Raw genomic sequence first — 17,383 nt, 5'->3', positions numbered from 1 at the left:
ACGGGCGAATAGCTCTAGCCACTTTGACCTCATGCGGACGGGCATTCCGCTTCAGTTCCCATCAGATCGGTAGCGAGCCATTTCGGGCATCGTTGGCATATTGCTCCTCTCGCCGTTGACGTCGTGTTCGCTCTTCGACAGCGTGCTCAATCTCGTTCTTGATTTTTTCGATGTTGCGCTGCGGCAGGATTGGGTTGGTCGGCGGACCCGTCATGATTCCGTTGTCGTGGAACACCCTGCGATGGGGGGACAAGTCAAGGTCGCTGTATTCGTCGACCAAGCCGAGGTGATGGCCGACCTCATGGGCGCCCACGTAGCCGCTTGAATCGGAGGCGACATGAAGGTTCAGCGCGTCCGATCTGCCGAGCGTGTCATGCAGGGAAAGCTTACGTATCGGAACACTTTCATCGAAGTTGATGCGCGCTTGGTTGTCGTCAAAAGCAACGTTGACAGAGACGATGGTGTCATACCGAGTGTCATTCAGCTCGATGCGAATCTTGTTGTCGAAGACTTCTGAAACTTTGTCCTTCAGGCGTTCGACATAGGACTGCCTGTCGAGTTCTGACACTCGGCCGCCTGCGATGTAGAAGTCCAAATGGATCGTGGCTGTCGGGAAGGCGAAGGCGACGTCATAGCTGTAGTCCCATTGGATCGCCCCATCGATGAAGCTGCCCTTGACGGTGATCGCCTCAGGATCTGCAGGCGAAAGAAGATAGCTCGAGCCCGCAGTTGCCAGCAGTCCGCCCAGCATGGCCGCGCCCACACCCCAACCAAGCGGATTGGACGCCAGCAGCACCGCTGCAGTTGCAACACCGATCGAGGACGAGGCCTTGCCGAAGCCCTGACGCATCTTGTTCATCGGATTCAGCTGGGCAACGGATTCACTGCTGGCCTGTGTTGACAACAGAAGGTTTTGGCTGTCGCCCGTGAGGCTTCCAGTCTTGGGCCGTCGTTGTGTTGTGATTGTTTTGTGCTGAAGCGCTTGCGCTCCCCTGATGTCGGCCTCGCGTTCCAGTCCCGCATCGTCGTTGACTGCCACGCGTCCCTGCTTCATCTGCACCGTCGGCCTCACCCGCCCCTGCGCCTGCTGCACCACATGCCAGGCTTCATGCGGCAGATGCTTCTCCTGCCCCGGCCCCAGGTGAATGTCCTGACCCTGCGCATAGGCATGGGCTTGCAGCGCTGCCGGCTTGCTGGAGTTGCGATGCACGCGCACGCCGGACATGTCCAAGCCCGACAGCGATTCAATGCCCTGGCGCAAGCCTTGGGGCAGGCCGCCTTGGGCCGGCGTGGCGGACGCCTCCGCCGCCTGCAACTGCGCCAGCTGCGCGCCTTGCTTCAACTGCCGCGGGCTGTCCGACCAAGCGGGCAGGGTGCTGCCGGCGCTTTGGGCGAGCCCGGTGTCGACATCGGCTGCCGGGGCACGCAGCGGGCCTGCCGGCTCGCTGGCGCGAAGTTGACGCGGGGCGTTGCTGCTCATGCTCGGAGCTCCTGGTCATGGGGTGAGGTGAGCGCGCGGACTGGCTATTTGCCGCCGCCCTTGGCAATCGAGTTCGCCACATTGGCCTGCATCATGCGGTCGCGTTTGCGGTTCTTGGCGGCGCTTTTGCGAGGGTCTTCGGTGCGCGCCTTGCCCGGCTGGTGCGAGGTGGTCTTGCCATTCGCTCCGGTTTTGGAATGGGAGGCGCCGCGCGAATGGCCCTTGGTCTTGCGCTCGAGTTGCGCAATCTGTGCGCCCTGAGCCAACTGGCGCGGGCTGCTGGCATCGGCGTTCAGCCCGCCCGCATGGGCAGCGGCGGCCTGCAGAGGCGCAGCCGCGCGGACCGGGCTGCTGAGTCTTTGTTTGCCTGGGTTTGTCATGGTTTCTCCACCTGGGTTCTTCGCATCGCCAACACCGCCCAGATCGTCACGGCGACGAGCAGGGTCCAAAGCAGGAAGGGGCTCTCGCGCAGGGGCTTGAGGCCGGGGTCGAAAGCAAACAGCAGGCTGCCCACGGCCAGCGGCGGCAGTGCGCCCAGCGGCATGTAGCGGCCCCAGCGGGCCCGCCAGGCGCAGTTCAGGGCCATGGCCACACCGCAGGCTGCGCCGATCAACAAGAGCAACTCGAAGACGGCCCGCAGTGGCCAGCGGTGTTCGCAGACCCAGCCGCGCAGGGCCAGCTTGAAGTCGCTGATCGAGCCGGTCAGAAAGGCGGTGTCGAAGTTCTGGCTGAAGTCGACCGGTGTCGAGACTTCCTTGATGGGCAGGGGCCAGAAGGCGACTCCGCCGTAGTTGTCGTCGAAGTAGATCAGGTCATCGGCGAACTGCTGGCCGCCTTTGCTGCGCGGCGAAACCAGGGGGATCAGCTTGCGAAGAAAGATGCGGCGGTCGCCGCCTTTGATGGCGGTCGATTGATCCAGCTTGACGCGCAAGGCTTTCTTGCTGTCGCTGGTCGGCTCGGACAGCAGCACGATGAAGCGCAGCGTCAGGTTGGTGTTGCTCTTGTACTCGGCCGTGTCCGAGTGGATGCGGCCGCGCAGCAGCGACGGCTCCTCGGCCTGGCGCAGATAGTCGAACAGATTGTTCAGCTCGAAGGCACCGGGGCGGGCCAGCTCGCGGTCGCTGATCACCAGGTTCAGGGTGTAGTCACGCGAACCCTGGCGCAGGGCCGCGATCAGCGCTTCGACCAGCTTTTTGTAATAGGCATCGAAGCGGCCGCGCCAGACCAGGTCCTCGCGCGGTGGCAGCTCGTCCAGGAACAGGGTCAGGCCGTCGCCCATGCGCGTGGCATGGCCGAGGCCGGGCAGCACGCCGTAGATGCGCGAGCGCCAGTCGTTCAGCGGCCGGTCAATCACGGCCATAGCGCGGCCGGGCGCCTCGCGAATCATGCGTTCGATGGTGTTGGCGCGCTCGTTGCTGTCGGCGTTCTTCAGGAACAGCCAATCATTGCGGTACAGGGTCAGGTCCAGCGCGGTGCCGTGAACGCGGGCCTGCCGGACGAAGTCGGTGGCGCCTTGCATGGCATGCTCGGGCACGGCGAGGCTGCCGTCGTCGTTGATGGCCAGGCCGAACACGCTGATCCGGTGCAGGCGGCTGAAGTCGACCTGCTGGGCTTTGTCGCCAGACCACCATTCGGGGAAAAAGCCGTAGATCTGGCTGCCGATCTCGTCCTGTACGCAGCCGCAGCCCGCGCCGTCCCAATTGATCTTCTTGTCGAAGCTGAGCGGGTATTTGCGGCCGCTGCGCTCGACCAGCCAGGCCCGCAGCTCCGGCGGCATGATGGTCGGGGCCAGCTCCTGCCAGCTGATGTCGGAGGTGGCGGCTTTGCGGCTGGCGGCGGCCAGGGCTTTGGCCGGTTCGGCGGCCACCCAGGCCCGGTGTTTCTGAGCTTCTTCCAGCCGTTGCGGCCAGTTGTTGGGCGGGCAGGCCCGGGCGAAGTCGGCCGTGGGTGGCGGCTTGATGCCCTGCTTGCTGGCACTGACGCGCGTCAGCTCCGCCACAAACTGGCAGAGCTGGGCATCGAGCGCCGCCTCGAACAGCTGCCGATTCGGGAATTCGACCTGGATCAGGGGCGTCAGCAGCTGCTTGAGCTGCTCAATTTGCGATTCGGTGAGCGGCCCGGGGGCCGGCGGGCCCGTGTCGGCGGCTGGCTCGGAGGCGGCCGCTGCTGCCGGCGCGGCTGCGGCTTCTACCCGCATGCCGTCGCCCCCTCCGTCTTCGCTGGGCTTGGCGGCCTCCAGCTTCAGCAGTTCCTCTTCCTCCGGGCCGGGTGTGGGCAGCAGCAGGTCCAGCGTCGCTTGGGCCAGCTTGAAGACCTCGACCTGGGGCCGGCGCGGCGCGGGCACCTTGGCCTGGGCATCGTTGAGCGAGAGTGCCTTCAAGGCGGCGGGGCTGGACGCGGAAGCAGCTGAGGCGGCCGCTGCCGGCTTGCTTGCGTGCGTGGGCGCGGTGATGACGCTCAGGATGTAGCTTTGCTGACCCTGGCGCTGCTGGGCGTCGCTGACGCTGATGTTCAGGGGATGGCGCTGTGCGCTGAGGGCGGTGCCGGACAGCAGGCCTTGTTCGTCCAGCTTGATGCCCTCGGGCAGCGTGCCGCCCGTGAGCCGGTAGCGGTAGGGCAGCTGGCCGCCGCTGGCTTTCAAGACGTGCTTGTAGGTCTTGCCGACGACGGCGGCGGGCAGGCGCACTGGGGGCAGGTCCAGCTGCAGTGCCGGCTGTCCGGCGCAGCAGCAGTTCGCGTCCGGGCTGCTGGCCTTGCACTGGGCGCTGGCCACGGCGGGCAGTGGCTGGCTGTGGCTCTCGGCTTGCGGGCTGACCGGGCTGCTGGTGGCGGCGCTGTCGGCGGCGCTGGCCGGCTTGGCGGCAGCGGCCGGGGTGTTGCTATCGGCCTCGGTGGCCAAGCGTGCAGCGCTGCCCAGGCAGCACAGGCCCAGCAGTGCCGCCCCGAGCAGGCGCAGGCCGCGGCGTGCCGTGGCCGGGAACGTGGCCTTGGCCGGGGCATTCAGGTGGGCGGGGTTCACAGCGTTCTTCCTTCCTTGCGAAGTTCCTTGGCCAGACCGGTGCGCAGCTCGCTGGCCCGCACCTGCTGGCGGCCTTGTCGCATGGCGCTCAAGGCGGCGTGGCGGATCACATTGGCGATCGAGCCGCCGGAGAGTTCATAGCGCTGGGCGATCTCGTCCAGGCGCACATCGGGGGCCAGGTGTTGCCCGGCCAGCATGCCGCGCCACAGGCGCAAGCGTTGCTCGGGGTCGGGCATGGGGAAATAGACCATGGACTGAAAGCGTCGCGAGAAGGCTTCGTCGAGGTTGCCACGCAGATTGCTGGCCAGGATGACGACGCCGGGAAAGTCTTCCACCCGCTGCAGCAGGTAGGCGATTTCCTGGTTGGCGTGGTGGTCGTTGGCATTGCTCGCGGCGCTGCGTTTGCCGAACAAGGCGTCGGCTTCGTCGAAGAACAGCACCCAGTTGCGGGTCTCGGCCTGGTCGAACACCCGGGCCAAGTTCTTCTCGGTCTCGCCGATGTACTTGGACACCACCATGGACAGGTCGATGCGGTAGACGTCGAGCTTCGCCTGCAGGCCGATCAGCGTGGCGGTGAGTGTCTTACCGGTGCCCGGTGGCCCATAGAACAGGGTGCGGTAGCCGGGCTTGAGGCTGCGCGCCAGGCCCCAGTCCTGCATCAGCGTGCGGCCATGCGTCAGCCAGGCGCTGAGCTGGCGGATGTCATCGAGCACCTCGGGCGCCAGCACCAGATCGTCCCAAGTCAGGCTGCTGTGGATCAGCTTGGCCGGGAACTGGGCGTTGTAGTCCGGCTTGTGCCAGACGCCGGTGCTGAGCCTTTGCAGGGCCTCGGGGCTGGCGGCCAGCAAGCCGCTGAGCTGGGGCTCGCCGGCTGGGGGCGGCTCCAGGCGCAGCAGGCCGCGGCGGGCAAAGCCGTGGCCGGGGTCGAAGAGGGCCAGCAGGGCAAAGCGCCGGGCCAGCGATTCGCCCGCGATCAGGAAGGCCGCCGTCTCGCCGGTGGGCATGAAGCCGCCATGGTTCTGGCTCTTGATGCCGCCGAACTCGGTGAAGCCGCGCTCCAGGTTCTGGTTGCGCATGTACAGCAGGTCGAGTGCAGCCGGGCGCAGATGGGGCACCAGGGCCAGGGCGAGCAGCAGCCGCTCCTCGCGGCTCAGGGACGGCAGGCCTTGCAGCGCGGCCAACTCGGCGTGCACGCGGGCCAGCTCGCTGTCCGCCGGCAGGGTCGGCGCGGGCTCGCCGAGCTCCAGCGGGGTCTGCTTGAAGAACTGGTCCAAGCGCTGCGCGAGCAGCGTGTCCAGCCAGTCCAGTTCCATGCTCAGAGCTTGAGCATGGGCGGTGTCAGCGCCATTCCACATGCAGCACTCCTTGCATCCAGGGCAGTTTGATGATCGAAAAGCCCCAGGGCAGGCGGTCGAGCAGCATATCGAAAGCACGCGGCTGCACCTTCAGCCGCCAGGGGGCGGGTTCGCCGTGCTCGGCGCGCTGGCGCTCGAGCCGACCCTCGCGCTGCAGAAAGCTCTCGCGCAGGCCGGCGACCGAGGTGTTGCCGATGGCCTTCCAATGGCTGATGACCGCGGTCAGCAAGTCGTTCAGCAGCGCCCGCTCTTGGGCCGTCAGCGGATCGCAGGCCGGCAGCAAGTCGGTGGGCGCGAGGCCGCAAAGCAGCTTGGACAGCGGCCACAGCGGCTCGCTGCTGGGCGCATCACCGCGCACCAAGGCTTGCAGGCACAGGACCGCACGCGCTTGGGCCGGGGCATCGACGAACTGCCCGCCTTCGGTCAAACCCAGGTGTTTGAACAGCCGCTCGGCATAGGCGGCGAGCAGCACCTGGCCGGCGTCCTCGACCCAGATCGGCGCGGCCAAGGGGCCGGGCGGCGCCGTGGCAGGCGCAGGCCTTGCTGGCGGGGCTGGGCGTACAGGCGCTGGTGTGGTCGCCTTGGTGCTGGTGGCCGGGGCGCTTGAGCTCTGAGTCTTGTTCGCCGCTCCGGCCTGGCCTGCGTGGTCTGGATGAAGCGCAGGGAGTGCTTCGCTGGGGCGCTGAGTGCGCTGCTGCTCGGGAGCGGCCCGACTGGCCTCTTGCACATGGCGGCGAAAGCCTGCCGCGTTCGGAGCCCCGGCGAGCACGAACAGATGCTCACAAAGCAGCGGCCAGAGCGGTTCCGCGGCCGGTGCTGCTGTGGCGCTTGGAGCCATTGCTGGAACAGCGTCGCGAGCCAGCTCTGGCGCCGGTGCTGCCGCCTCTGTGCGCATCGTCGCCATGCAGTCCTTCAAGGACGTCGCCGCTCCAGAACCGAATTGGGCCGCCAGCCATTGCCAGCGCTGAGCGGGCTCGAACTGGGCACACCATTGCTGGCAGGCCGCCGGCTGCTCCAGCAATTCAGCCAGACGCAGGCGCTGCGCCGTGCCATAGGCCTTGCTCTGGCATTGCAGCCAGAGCTGCTGCAGCTGGTTTTCAAGCCCGGGTTTCGAGTGGGCCGTGGCGGCCGCTTCCTTCGCTGCGTTCGTCTGGAGGCAGCTGTCATGCAACTGCTGCCAGCGGCGGCGCCAATGGGCTTCCAGGCTGGCGGGCTGGATGGGGGCCACAGTGGCTTGGGGCGATGCTGCCGCGCTCAGCGCCTCGGCCTCCTGCCAGAGCCAACGGCGCAAGGCCGCAGCCGGCCAGGGCGGTGCCGCCGCTTCGTCTGAAGGCTGGGTCTTGGGTGCTTGCCAGCGCGCGATCAGCGTCGGCAGCCAGGGCAGGGCCTGCAGACGGCTCAGCGGTGTTGTGGAGTTAGGGCCATCGGAAGCCAGGGGCAAGCTGGCCGCGGCTTGCAAGGCCGGCCCGGCCGCGCGCTTGAACCGATCGCGCGCTTGAGGTGCTGGCGTGTCAGCGTCACCCGAACCTTGCCAGCGCGCCCAGGCGCCTTGCCAGAGGCTCAGCCAGGCGCTGTGCGTGGCCGGCAGGCGTCCATGCTCCAGCAGGTGGGCCAGGCTGGCTTCCATCAACAGCGATTGCATGGCGCTGAGCCCCGGTCGTTCGGCCGCCGGGCAGGCCTTGAGCAGCTGCAGTGCGGTCTGGCGCAAAGAGTCGGCCCATTGCGGCGGGGCTGGCCGCGTAAGTGGCTCCGGGCCCGCGAGTGCCTCGTCAGCGCGGGGCCTGCTCGTCGGCCTAATTGCTCCTGTTGGGCCGGCCAGCAAAGCCAGCAAGGGCCAGCTGTGCTCGACCGGCAGGGCCAGGCTCCAGGCGCGCCGGCCGCTGCGTGGGCGCAGCTGTTCCAGCAAGGCCTGGCGCAGGGCGGCAGGGGCCAGGCGGTGCAGCTCGGCCAGGCTGCGGCCGATATGGGCCGAGCTGCCTGCCGACGGCCGCCCTGTGGCCCAGGCCTGGACCTGCTCTTGCATGCGGCGCAAGGCGGCCAGGCCCAGGCGCGAGGGCGGCCGGCCCGGCCCGCTGGCTGAGTCGACGGAGTCAGCGTCCGCCTGCGTCTGTGCGTCGGCCTGATCCGGGGCGCCCAACAGGGCCGCGAGCATGGCAGCTGCGAGCTCCGAGCCTGCCGGGCGGGGCAAGACCTGACCCCGCAGCGCCCGTCGCAGCGACATCCAGCCGGGGCCCAAGAGTTCGGCATGGCTGGCTTGCAAGGCGGCCAGCAGGCGACGCTGGCGGGCGCCGCCGAGGGCACCGCCACTCAAGCCCCAGAGCGCATGCAGGCCGGCGACGCGCAGGCGCTGTTGCAGGCTTTGCACCTGGTAGGCACTGAGCCGGCCGCGCCGCTGCAGCGGCAGCAGCCAGTTGTCGTCCAAAAGCAGCATGGCCTCGGCCAGCTCGCGGTGGCGCACGCTCAGCAAGGCCTGCAGGCCGGCATGCGGCGCGATCAGGCTCAGTCGGGCCAGCACAGGCTCGGGCGGCATCAGCTGCTGCAAGGCTTGCCACAGCCGTGGCCCATGGTGCAAGGCCAGGCGCTCCAGCCAGCCGGCGAGGTCGCGCGCCGAGCGCAGCGGCATGCCCCAGGGCAGCAGCCCATGCTGCAGAAAATGGAGGAACTGCCCGAGCTCATGGCCGGCGCTGCTCAGCCGGCGGGTCGGCTCGCTGTCCAGGCTGCTGTCGGCCCACGGTGCGAGCGCGGCCCTGGGCGGGATTTGCTCGCTCAGCCTGGCCAGGCTGCGCTGCAGCGCCAGGTCGAATTGGCGCAGCCATTGGCTGGGGCTGTCTTGGATGCGAAGGCGGCCGATGTCGACCTCCAACCGCTCCAGGGCCCAGACCTCGCCCGGCGGGCTGAGGGCATCGAAGCGCTCCGCCATGCGCGGCAGGGCGTGCTTGTGGATGAACTCGCTCAGGCGATCTTGCTGCGCATGGGCCAAGCGGGCATGGCTGAATCGGGCCTCCCAGCTGAGCGTCTCGATGCGATGGCTGTGGTTCATGGCGGGCCCGTGTCGCTTCAGTGGCTGACCCAGAAGGGCTGCAGAAAACCGCTCAGGGCCGCGGCACAGGCGCTGAGCTGGGTGCCTGTGGTCTTGTTCTCGTGGCCGCGGTCAAGGTTCTGGCCTGGCTTCGTCTGCGCCTCGCAATGCGCCCGGCGCGCGTCCAGCCACTCTTCGTAAAGCTGCTCAAAGCGCTCCATCTCCTGGGCGTCAAGAAACAGGCTGCGACTTTCGAGATGGGCCGGGGCCGCCATCAGCAAGGCCTCCTGACAGAGCGATTGAAAGCGCGGGTCGGCGCCGCGAGCCGTCCAGCCGGGCAGGATCAGGCTGATCTTCTGGCGGTGAAAGGCGGCCAAGGTGGCGGCCGCTTGGCCCGGGGGCCGCAGCAGCAGGTGTTCGACCAGATGCAGGCCTTCGGCGTGGCGCTGCAGCGCGCAGGCCAGCAGATGGAGATCGGTGGCCAGCTGCAGCGCTTGCGCCTCCGAGGCGACCCGGGCCAAGGTCCAGCGCTGGTCACGCCGCTCGCCACCCAGGCAGAGGCAGAGTTGAGACGGCTGGCGTCGCAAGATGAAGCGATCGGCTTGAACGGCGCTGCGCAGCAGGGCCGGCGGCAGGGCCTGGCGCAAGCCGGGCAGGCGGCTGCGCAGCATTTGCCACAACTCGCGCAGCTCGGCACCCCGGCGCGGTGGCCGGCTGCCCGGCAGCAGATGCAGCGCCTGGTATTCGCCGTCAGCCGCCAGAGCGGGCACCTCGCCCTCGGGCCGCCGGTCTTCGGGCAGCAGCTGCAGTTCGAGCGCGCGCAGCGTCTGCGTCAGGCGCCGCGGGAATGGGTGCGCCATGCCCAGCTGCAAGGCCAGGCGCTCCGCCAGGGCGCAGCGGTTCTTGCGCTGGCCGAGCAGGGCTTGGCTGTAGTCGAAGGCCGCCTGGCGGTCGCGGGTTCGAGCCAGCAGCTGGCGGGCATAGCGCTGCTTGCAGCGCAGCAGGTGGCGCTGCCAACTGGGCCCCGACCAGTAGCAGGGCAGGCCTTGCAGTGGCTGGAAGTCCAGCTGCTCCCCGTGCAGGGCGAGCAATTGATCGAGCACGCGGGAGCGCCGCTCGACGGCCTCATCGGCCGCGGCGAACACATCGCGTTCGATCTGTTCGCGTGGCTGCAGGTACAGGCCCTCTTGAGCTGCCGGCGATTGCGGCCGCGCGGCGGTGGCGTGCGGATCGAGGGCGACGGCTTCGAGTGCGGACAGCTGGGCATTGCCCGGCAGGTCCCACCAGTAGCTGGGCCCCTTGGCGCGACCGATGTCGAACAGTTCGCCGAGATGCTGGCGCTGCGCCCGGCTGTGCGCCAGCCACTGCTCCATCAGGCTCAGATAGGCCTGCCATTGCTGCTGTTGGCCGCTGCCTCCAGCCTGCAGCTCCAGGCTGGCGCCCTGCCGACCCGGCTGGCGGTAAACCTCGGGCAGGTGGCTGCTGGCGGGCACATAGGCGGCGGCTTCGGCTTCACTGGGCTCACGCGCGGCCCGGGTCGGCGCGGCCGGGAGGCCGGGCAGGGCTTGGCGGCGCGGCGTGCGGCGCACGTCCTCCAGCTGTTGCCACAGCTGCTGCAAAGGCAGCTGATCGCTGCTGCCCTGACCGCTGACGTTCCAGCCTTCCAGGTCCTGGGCCGAGGCCGGCCAGGCCAGGCGCAGCGCCCAGCCCGGGCCACGCATGGGCAGGCTGTCGGGGTCCTGCAGCAGCGCCGGCAGCGGGGCTCCGTCCGCCAGGCCGAAGTCCTGGCTGCTGAGTGCGCTGTGCTCGCGCAGCTCGGCGCTTTCTTCCAGGCGCAGCTCATCGATGTCGGCTAGGCCGGGAATCTCGCGCAGGCAGAGGGTCAGGTCATTGAACTTCAGCTCCTCGGCCTGGCAGCGTTCGAGTTCCACGCTGTTGACCCAGCCCTGGCTCATCAGTGGGCCGCTGTGCTCGGCGTCGGGCAGCTCATCGAGCGCGTGGCGCAGCGGCCGGGCGGCGATGTAGTCGTCGCAGCGGGCCAGCAGCTCGGCCAGCAGCTCGGCCAGATCGCGCCGGCCGTCGCTGCGCACGCGGCAGCGCAGCCGGACCCAACGCGGCTTGAGCAATTGCTGGGCGTCCAGCAGGTCCTCGCCCAGATTGCGCTGGGCCCAGTAGCTGCGCGTTTGCGCCATGGCTTGCTCGCGGTCGTCTTGATCGGCCACTTGGGCCTGGCGCGAGAGATGCCAGAGCCCGCTACGGCGACCGTGCCGGTCGCGCAGCGGCGTCATGCGCAGATGGCGGGCTTCGGGCCAGAGGTCGTAGAGCCAGCGCTGGTAGTCGCTGGCGCTGGTCGGCCGGCATGGCAGGGCCTCGCGCGGGCCGTAGAGCGCATGGCGGGCCAGCGCGTTCGGGCTGATGGCCGACAGATCGGCGGGGCGGCCCGGTTCCTTGTTGCTGCCCGGGTCCATGTCCGGCAGCAGACCGAGCAGTTCGGGCACGCTTTGCCGGCTGGCGTAGATGTCTTCGCTGAGTCCGAAGCAGAAAGCCTCGAGCAGGGTCACGCCGGGGTCGTGCAGATTGAAGTCGGTCCATTGCGAGCGGCTGGCGCCCTGGGCCAGCTGGATCACCGCCTCGCGCAGGGCATCAAAACCCAAAGGGTCGCGCTGCTCACGGCTGCTGGGCAGGCGCGGCAGGCGCTGCGGTGCCTCCAGGGCCCGCTCTTGCGGCAATACGCCCTGGGCCAGCGGGGTCAGGGCTTGCAGCAGAGGTGCCGGCATGCTCATGGCTTGTCCTGTGCTGTGTCCGCCTCAGCGTCGCCACTGTCTTTGGGCTGCCGGCACTGGGCCATTTCTTGATCGAACCAGAGTTGCGTCAGCTGCACCTGGATGACCTGATCCGGGCCGAAATCGCAGCCGGTGCGGATCTGCAGGCTGTAGCTGCCGCCACGGCCGCTGCCGCCATGCCAACGCAGCTCCAGACGGTCGCAGCGCCGGCCCCACCAGGCCTGCGTCTGGCGGATGCCGCGGCGCCGGCGCCACCAGGCCAGCAGGCCGAAGCTGGGGTTGAAGGCGCTCAGCGCGATCGCGTGCAGCAGGCCGAAGTGGCCCTTGCCCTGCGAGCCGCCCGCTCCGGCGACGACTTCAAAGCCCTGGCAGCCTTGCAGGCCGCCGATCACCTCATGCCATTCGCCATCGGCGGCGATGCGTTTGGCGGTGGCGTGCCGACCACGCCGCCCGGTGCTGGCGATGACACCGGCCACCTCGAGCGTGTCGCGCGGGTCCCCACAGGCAATGCCGACGCGACCCCGGCGGTTGTCCAGGTCCACCTCGCCGTCCTTGGGCTGGCGCAGGCCGGGCTTGGGCGACTCGGGCGCCGTCAGCCCGAGCAAGGGCTTGGCCTGGTCGCCGCTGCTGAATTGCAGGCGGTCGGTGGCGGGGCTCAGGGCGACGCGCCAGAGTGCAGTCTCCGGGAACTGATCGCGATAGAAGCTCAGCAGGGCATGGTGGCCAACCGGCGCATAGATTTCCTCGCCATTGGCCGGCGTCTTGCGGAAGCCCTCGTCGCTCATATTGAGCATGGAGTCAATCAGCGCCGCGAAGTCATGCTCGGTCGGCAGGGCGCCGTCACTGAACAGCTTCTTCAGGGTCTTGCGGTTTTCCAGCTGCTTCATGCCTGTGCCCCGCCAATGATGAAGCTGCTGCCGAGCGCCAGCCGCGCCAAGCCGGTGGTTCGTGGCGCCGTGCGTGGCACGCTGTCGCTGAGTTCAAGCAGGTGCTTGCGTGTCGGCAGGGCCAGGCTCCAGGGCTTGGAGGGCCGGATCAAATTCGGGTTCGAGCCGCGCGCGCTGTCCGCCAGGCGGTAGCGGCCGCGGTCGTTGCGAATGATGTGCAGCAGCGAGACCTCGCCGACGCTGTCGACCCCGGCCTGGGCGCGCAGATGGGCTTCGATCTCGTCGGCGCGGACCTGCCAGTCAAAGCGCGTGGTGATGCCGCCGGGGCGCCAGGGAGAGAGGTAGTCGCGCAAGGCCTGATGCAGCTGGCGCAGGCGTTCGCCGGCCGCCACGCCGGCTTTGAGCTTGAGCCGGCAGCGCACTTGGATGCGGTCGTAGACGGCATTGCGCACCAGCAGGGGCAGGTCCGGCACGGCGCGCTGGCGCAGGAAGGCGGTGATCTCATCCAGGATGGCGGCATCCAGGCGCGGCGCTTCGGTGCCGTCGATCTCGCGCCCCGGCGGCAGCGCCGGTACGACCACCACCAGCACCTGCTGCCGACCTTGCCCCTGGGCGCCCAAGGGCAGGCATTTCAGTTTCTGCACCTGGGGAAACTCCTGCAGCACCAGGCGCTCGATGTCCCAGGGCGTCAGCGCGCGGTCGCGGTGGCGCAGGCGCTCGGCCACGCGGGTGCGCAGCTGGGCTTCGTCCTCGGCCTCGCGCAGGTCGAAGGAGGGCAGGGGCTGGCGCACGCTGGCCAGGCCAGCAATGGCCGGCTGGGTGGCGTGGATGCTTTGGGCGGGCAGCTCCACGGCCATGCCGGCCGCATGGCTGGTCACCCGGCGGGCGCTGATGGCCTGGGCCCACAGGCCTTGCAAGGGGGCGAGCCGGTCCAGCTCGCCGCTCGCTGTGAGGCGCAGCCACAGCAGAGGGCCGCCCGGTGCCGCCGACAGCTCCGGGCAGTCGGCGCTCATGCCCTCGGGCAGGTCCAGCACCATGATGCCGGTGCGCAGCAGGCCTTGGGTCTCGTCCAGCAGCAGGCGGTAGGGTTCCAGTTCACGCCATTGCTGGCCGCACCAGGCCGCCCAGCTCAGCTGAGGCCGCGGGCGCCCCAGCGATTCGGCGGCGCTTTCCGCCTGCAGCTGGAACAGCAGGCTCAGGCTGCCCGCGCTCGCCGTGCCACTCAGGCCGATGTAGAGCTGGGCGCCGCAGGGCCAATGCCCGAGCAGGTGGTAGCGCTGATCGGCGCCGCCGCGCTGCAGCGCTTGCAAGCCAAAGGGGCAGAGCTGCAGCAGCTGGCTGGCATGGCTCTGACCCGGCAAGGTGCCGCGGTCCTGGCGCGCGGCGATGTGCTCCTCGGCGGCATAGCTGAGGCTGATCTTTTCCAGGCGCGGTGTGTAGGGCTCCTGGGGCAGCGCCAGCTGGTCCTCGGCCCGCTTGATGCGGCTGTTCTGGGTCAGGCGTTCGCTGAGCAGGCGCGGATAGAGGGCGTGGCCGAAGGCGCTTTCGGCACCCTGCAGCTGCAGGCGGAAGAAGCCCTGGCGGCTGCTCAGGGTGTAGTCGGCTGCGGCCCCAGGCACGCTGAGCGGCTGGTGCAGCCTCTGCAGCTCCTTGCCGTCCAGGCTCAGGGTTTGCTCAGGGCCGCGCTCGGCGAACAAGCGCAGCAGTTCGCCGCCCTCCTGCCAGTGGCCGCCGGACAGCAGGGCAGGCCGGACCACATAGCTGCTTTCGTCCCAGCGGCGCTGCGCGCGCGCGCCCTGCTCCTTGACGCTGCCGCTGCCGGCGGCGTCCGCATAGGCCGCGTACACCGCGTAATGTGCCGCCATGCCCTGGCTGGGCAGGCCGGCCCATTGCAGCTGCAGGCTCAGTTCGCTGATGGGCTTGGCACTCAGTTCGGCGTTGGAGAACATCAGGTAGGAGGAGCGGTCGGGCAGGGGGCCGAAGGGCAGGAACGGCTTGCTGGCGTCCAGCCGCCCGAGCTGGTTGTAGAGCGTCATTTCGCGCACGCCGCTGACACGCACCTGCAGCCGGGCGGACTCCAGTGCCAGCTGTTGCAGCAGGCTGCAGCCGAACACCCGGGTCTGGCCCGACATGCGCAGCTGCAGCACCGGTAGGGCCGGCCAGCCGGCACCGTGCAGGGCCGGCGTGCAGGCCTGCACCGGCGGCGCGCCCGCGCCGAGCGAGATGCGCAGCTGCAGCCGGCCGCCTGCATCCTTGGCCTGATCGCTGCGCGTGTCGCTGCGTTGGGCATAGACCTCGTGGATGGCCAGCCAGCCTTGCTGGCTGCTCAGCTGGGCCAACCACAGTCCGCGAAACACGCGGTCAAAGATCAGCGAGCGTTCCATGGGTTGGCTGCCGTAGATCAGGGACAAGGGGTTGTCGACCTGCACCGTGGGGCCGGCGTTGTCGCCCAGCACGCGCTGGGCATGGCGGCGCAGCGCCCGCAGGTCCAGCGCGCTCAGATCCTCCTGGCCCACACTGAGCCAGACGACGAACAGCCGGCCGATGCGGGGCCGCAAGGTATCGGGTTTGTGGGTTTCCAGGCACAGGGCCAGCAAAAAGCTGAGCCAGGCGCCGGTGACGGTCTCGGGCTTCTCGCGACGTGCGTTCAAGGCGGCCTGGCGCCGGCCATGGCGGGCGGTTCGGCGGCCGAGCTGGCGCAGGCGCTGTGCGTGCAAGTCGGCTTGCTCGGCCTGGCTGGGGGCGCTGGGCAGGGGCAGGCCTTCGAAGTGGGCCAGGCGTTCAAAGATGCGCTGCCAGTGCGCCTGATGAATCTCCAGTGTCGCGTCCGCGGCGATCGCTGCGCCGACGGCCTGCTGCAAGAGGCTGTCCTGCCCCAGGGGATGGCTCAGCTGCAGCTCCAGCGTGATCTCGCGCTCGCCTTCGCGCAGCTGCAGCAGCGGCGAGGCCAGGGCCAGGCCCTGGCGGGCCTCGCCGAAACCGATGCAAGGGCCGCCGCCCAGCAGGGGCCAGGCCCGTGCGCGCGGCAGCGCGGCCTGCTCGGGCGTGGGGGCGGGCAGCTGCAGCGCATGGGCCTCGGTGGCGAAGGCGAACTGGTGCTCGGGTGAGATGCGGGCGTCGCTGTGCAGGCGCAGCGACAGCAGCTGCTCGACCTTCAGCGTGCTCAGCAGCAGCTCCTGTTCGGCGCGGTAGTGCAGGGCCTGGCCGCGCTCGTTCTTGCCGCCAATCAGCAGGCAGCCTAGCGGCAGCAGGACGGGCCGTGCGTGGCGCGGGTCCCGCTCGAGCAGCACATGGACGCGATCGGCGCGGGCCACGGCCGGCTGGAAGCCCAGGCTGTCGCGGTAGTAGAACTGAGTCAGGCGGTCGGTGAAGCGGTCCAGCGGCGAGCGGCTGAGCTGAAGGAGCTGGATGAAGGCCAGCAGTGCACCCATGGCCGGGTCATGGTCGCCTTGCTGCAAGCTGGTCGGCAGCAGCTCGGCGGCCAGCAGGGCCAGCTGGCGGCGCGTCCGGCACAGGCCCAACCAGAATTGGCGCAGGGCGCGGGCCAGGGCGCTGGCGCTCAAGGTGGGGCTGGCGGCCGTGGTGCTGGGGCCAATCCGCGCGCCCAATAGCGGCAGCGGGGCCTCGCTTCCGACGCTGAAATGGGGTTGCAGCTGGACCTGCAGGCGGCCCAGATCGCCGTCGAGCTGGGATTGCAAGAGCTGCAACAAGCGGGCTGCCGCCGGGCTGGCACCGGGCTCGGTGGCCTGGGCCTTGGCGTGCAGCTCCATGCGCGCGCACCAGCGCTCCAGCTGCTCGGCCAGGCGGCGGCAGTAGTGCCATTGCTGCCGCTCCGACAGACGCGGCCAGACGCCCATCACCCGGGCCTCCTCGGCAAGCCCGGGCGTGCTGGCCAGTTCGGCCAAGAGCAGGCTCAGATCCTGATCCAGCACCTCGCCCCAATGACCTTGGTGCAGGGCCATGTCGTCGACAAAGCGCAGCTGGCGCGCCAGCTCCAGGGTCAGGCGCAGCCGGGTCGCCAGGTCCAGCTCGTCGGGGCGCAGGAACGGCGGCGACAGCGCCGGATCGAGCGGCGGCGCCAGGCGTTCGTTCTGTTGGGTTCCGGGGTGCATGGTGGGGCCTTGCTGCTCAGCCTGCGCTGACCGGGTGGCTGGCTTGATCGAGATAGAGCGGGTAGACCAGGTTGTGGCGGGTGTTGGTGCTGCGGATGCGGTAGTCCAGCAGCACTTGCAAGCAGCCCCAGTCCTCGCTGGAGATATGGGCCTCGACCTGCAGCACCTCGACGCGCGGTTCGAAGAACAGGACGGCCTTCTTGAGCATGTCCTTGAGCTCCGTCAGCAGTTGCTCGCTGGCGCCTTCGAAGACCAGGCGGTGCAGGGTGGTGCCATAAGCGGCTTGCATCACGCGTTCGCCGCAGCGGGTCGCCAGCAGCAGGCGCAAGCTCTCCTCGATGTCGATCTCGTTCTCCACCATGAGCAGGCGCTTGCTGCCATCAAAGCGCGGCGGGAAGCTCCAGCCTCGACCGAGAAAACTCATGGCTAGCCTCCGATGATGACGGTGAAACAACCGAGCACGATGGCGCCGCCGTGTGCGGTCGTGTCGCCGATGCGGGCCGCCGGCTTGCCGCCGATCAGCACGGTGGCCGAGCCTTTGACGATGGCGTCCGGTGGGCCGACACAGACCGCGTTGTCGCCGACCACGGCGGCCGGCAGCTTGCCGATCAGCACCGTCGGCACGCCGGGGCCGATGACCGGGCCGCCGACATGAGGAATCGGCGGCAAGCCCGGTGTGACCATGGGGCAGGTGTGCATGTCGGTGAGGCGGGCGGCGGGCGGCATGG

The 17,383-nt window shown here is 69.1% G+C and carries 10 protein-coding genes; all 10 read right to left on the bottom strand.

The genetic code is table 11. The features are described 5' to 3' along the window. Positions 1-61: 61 nt before the first annotated feature. From ACQY39_RS17815 to ACQY39_RS17770, 10 genes are read right to left on the bottom strand one after another with little or no spacing between them, the layout of a single operon-like run. Positions 62-1,480: a DUF4157 domain-containing protein gene (locus tag ACQY39_RS17815; protein WP_428508480.1), complete on the bottom strand. Its 1,419-nt coding sequence runs from the start codon at positions 1,478-1,480 to the stop codon at positions 62-64. A gap of 44 nt (positions 1,481-1,524) precedes the next feature. After that, complete coding sequence (locus tag ACQY39_RS17810) at positions 1,525-1,860, bottom strand: hypothetical protein (protein ID WP_428508478.1); 336 nt, start codon at positions 1,858-1,860, stop codon at positions 1,525-1,527. Beyond that, entirely contained in the window at positions 1,857-4,499 is a 2,643-nt protein-coding gene (locus ACQY39_RS17805; protein ID WP_428508476.1) for a putative Ig domain-containing protein, read from the bottom strand. Before ACQY39_RS17805 ends, ACQY39_RS17810 begins: the two co-directional genes overlap by 4 nt. Continuing rightward, the gene (locus tag ACQY39_RS17800) at positions 4,496-5,854 is read right to left on the bottom strand and encodes an ATP-binding protein (RefSeq protein WP_428508474.1); all 1,359 of its coding nucleotides are present in this window, start codon (positions 5,852-5,854) and stop codon (positions 4,496-4,498) included. The genes ACQY39_RS17805 and ACQY39_RS17800 overlap by 4 nt, the downstream gene beginning before the upstream one ends. After that, positions 5,838-8,894: a contractile injection system tape measure protein gene (locus tag ACQY39_RS17795; RefSeq protein WP_428508472.1), complete on the bottom strand. Its 3,057-nt coding sequence runs from the start codon at positions 8,892-8,894 to the stop codon at positions 5,838-5,840. The genes ACQY39_RS17800 and ACQY39_RS17795 overlap by 17 nt, the downstream gene beginning before the upstream one ends. A gap of 17 nt (positions 8,895-8,911) precedes the next feature. Beyond that, the gene (locus ACQY39_RS17790; RefSeq protein WP_428508470.1) at positions 8,912-11,656 is read right to left on the bottom strand and encodes a hypothetical protein; all 2,745 of its coding nucleotides are present in this window, start codon (positions 11,654-11,656) and stop codon (positions 8,912-8,914) included. After that, positions 11,653-12,543 (bottom strand): hypothetical protein, encoded by an 891-nt coding sequence (locus tag ACQY39_RS17785; RefSeq protein ID WP_428508468.1) that lies wholly within the window; start codon positions 12,541-12,543, stop codon positions 11,653-11,655. Before ACQY39_RS17785 ends, ACQY39_RS17790 begins: the two co-directional genes overlap by 4 nt. Continuing rightward, positions 12,540-16,655, bottom strand: coding sequence for a hypothetical protein (locus ACQY39_RS17780; protein WP_428508466.1), 4,116 nt, complete (start codon positions 16,653-16,655; stop codon positions 12,540-12,542). The genes ACQY39_RS17785 and ACQY39_RS17780 overlap by 4 nt, the downstream gene beginning before the upstream one ends. Positions 16,656-16,671: 16 nt before the next feature. Further along, complete coding sequence (locus ACQY39_RS17775) at positions 16,672-17,079, bottom strand: GPW/gp25 family protein (RefSeq protein WP_428508464.1); 408 nt, start codon at positions 17,077-17,079, stop codon at positions 16,672-16,674. A 2-nt stretch (positions 17,080-17,081) separates the two neighbouring features. After that, on the bottom strand, positions 17,082-17,381 hold the full coding sequence (locus tag ACQY39_RS17770) for a PAAR domain-containing protein (RefSeq protein ID WP_263520795.1): 300 nt from the start codon (positions 17,379-17,381) through the stop codon (positions 17,082-17,084). Positions 17,382-17,383: the final 2 nt, after the last annotated feature.

Source organism: Roseateles sp. (genome assembly GCF_965262435.1).
In the GTDB taxonomy this organism is placed as follows: Bacteria; Pseudomonadota; Gammaproteobacteria; order Burkholderiales; family Burkholderiaceae_C; genus Paucibacter_A.
The sequence above is the reverse complement of the archived record's forward strand: the minus strand, read 5'-3'. Positions and strand labels throughout refer to the sequence as shown.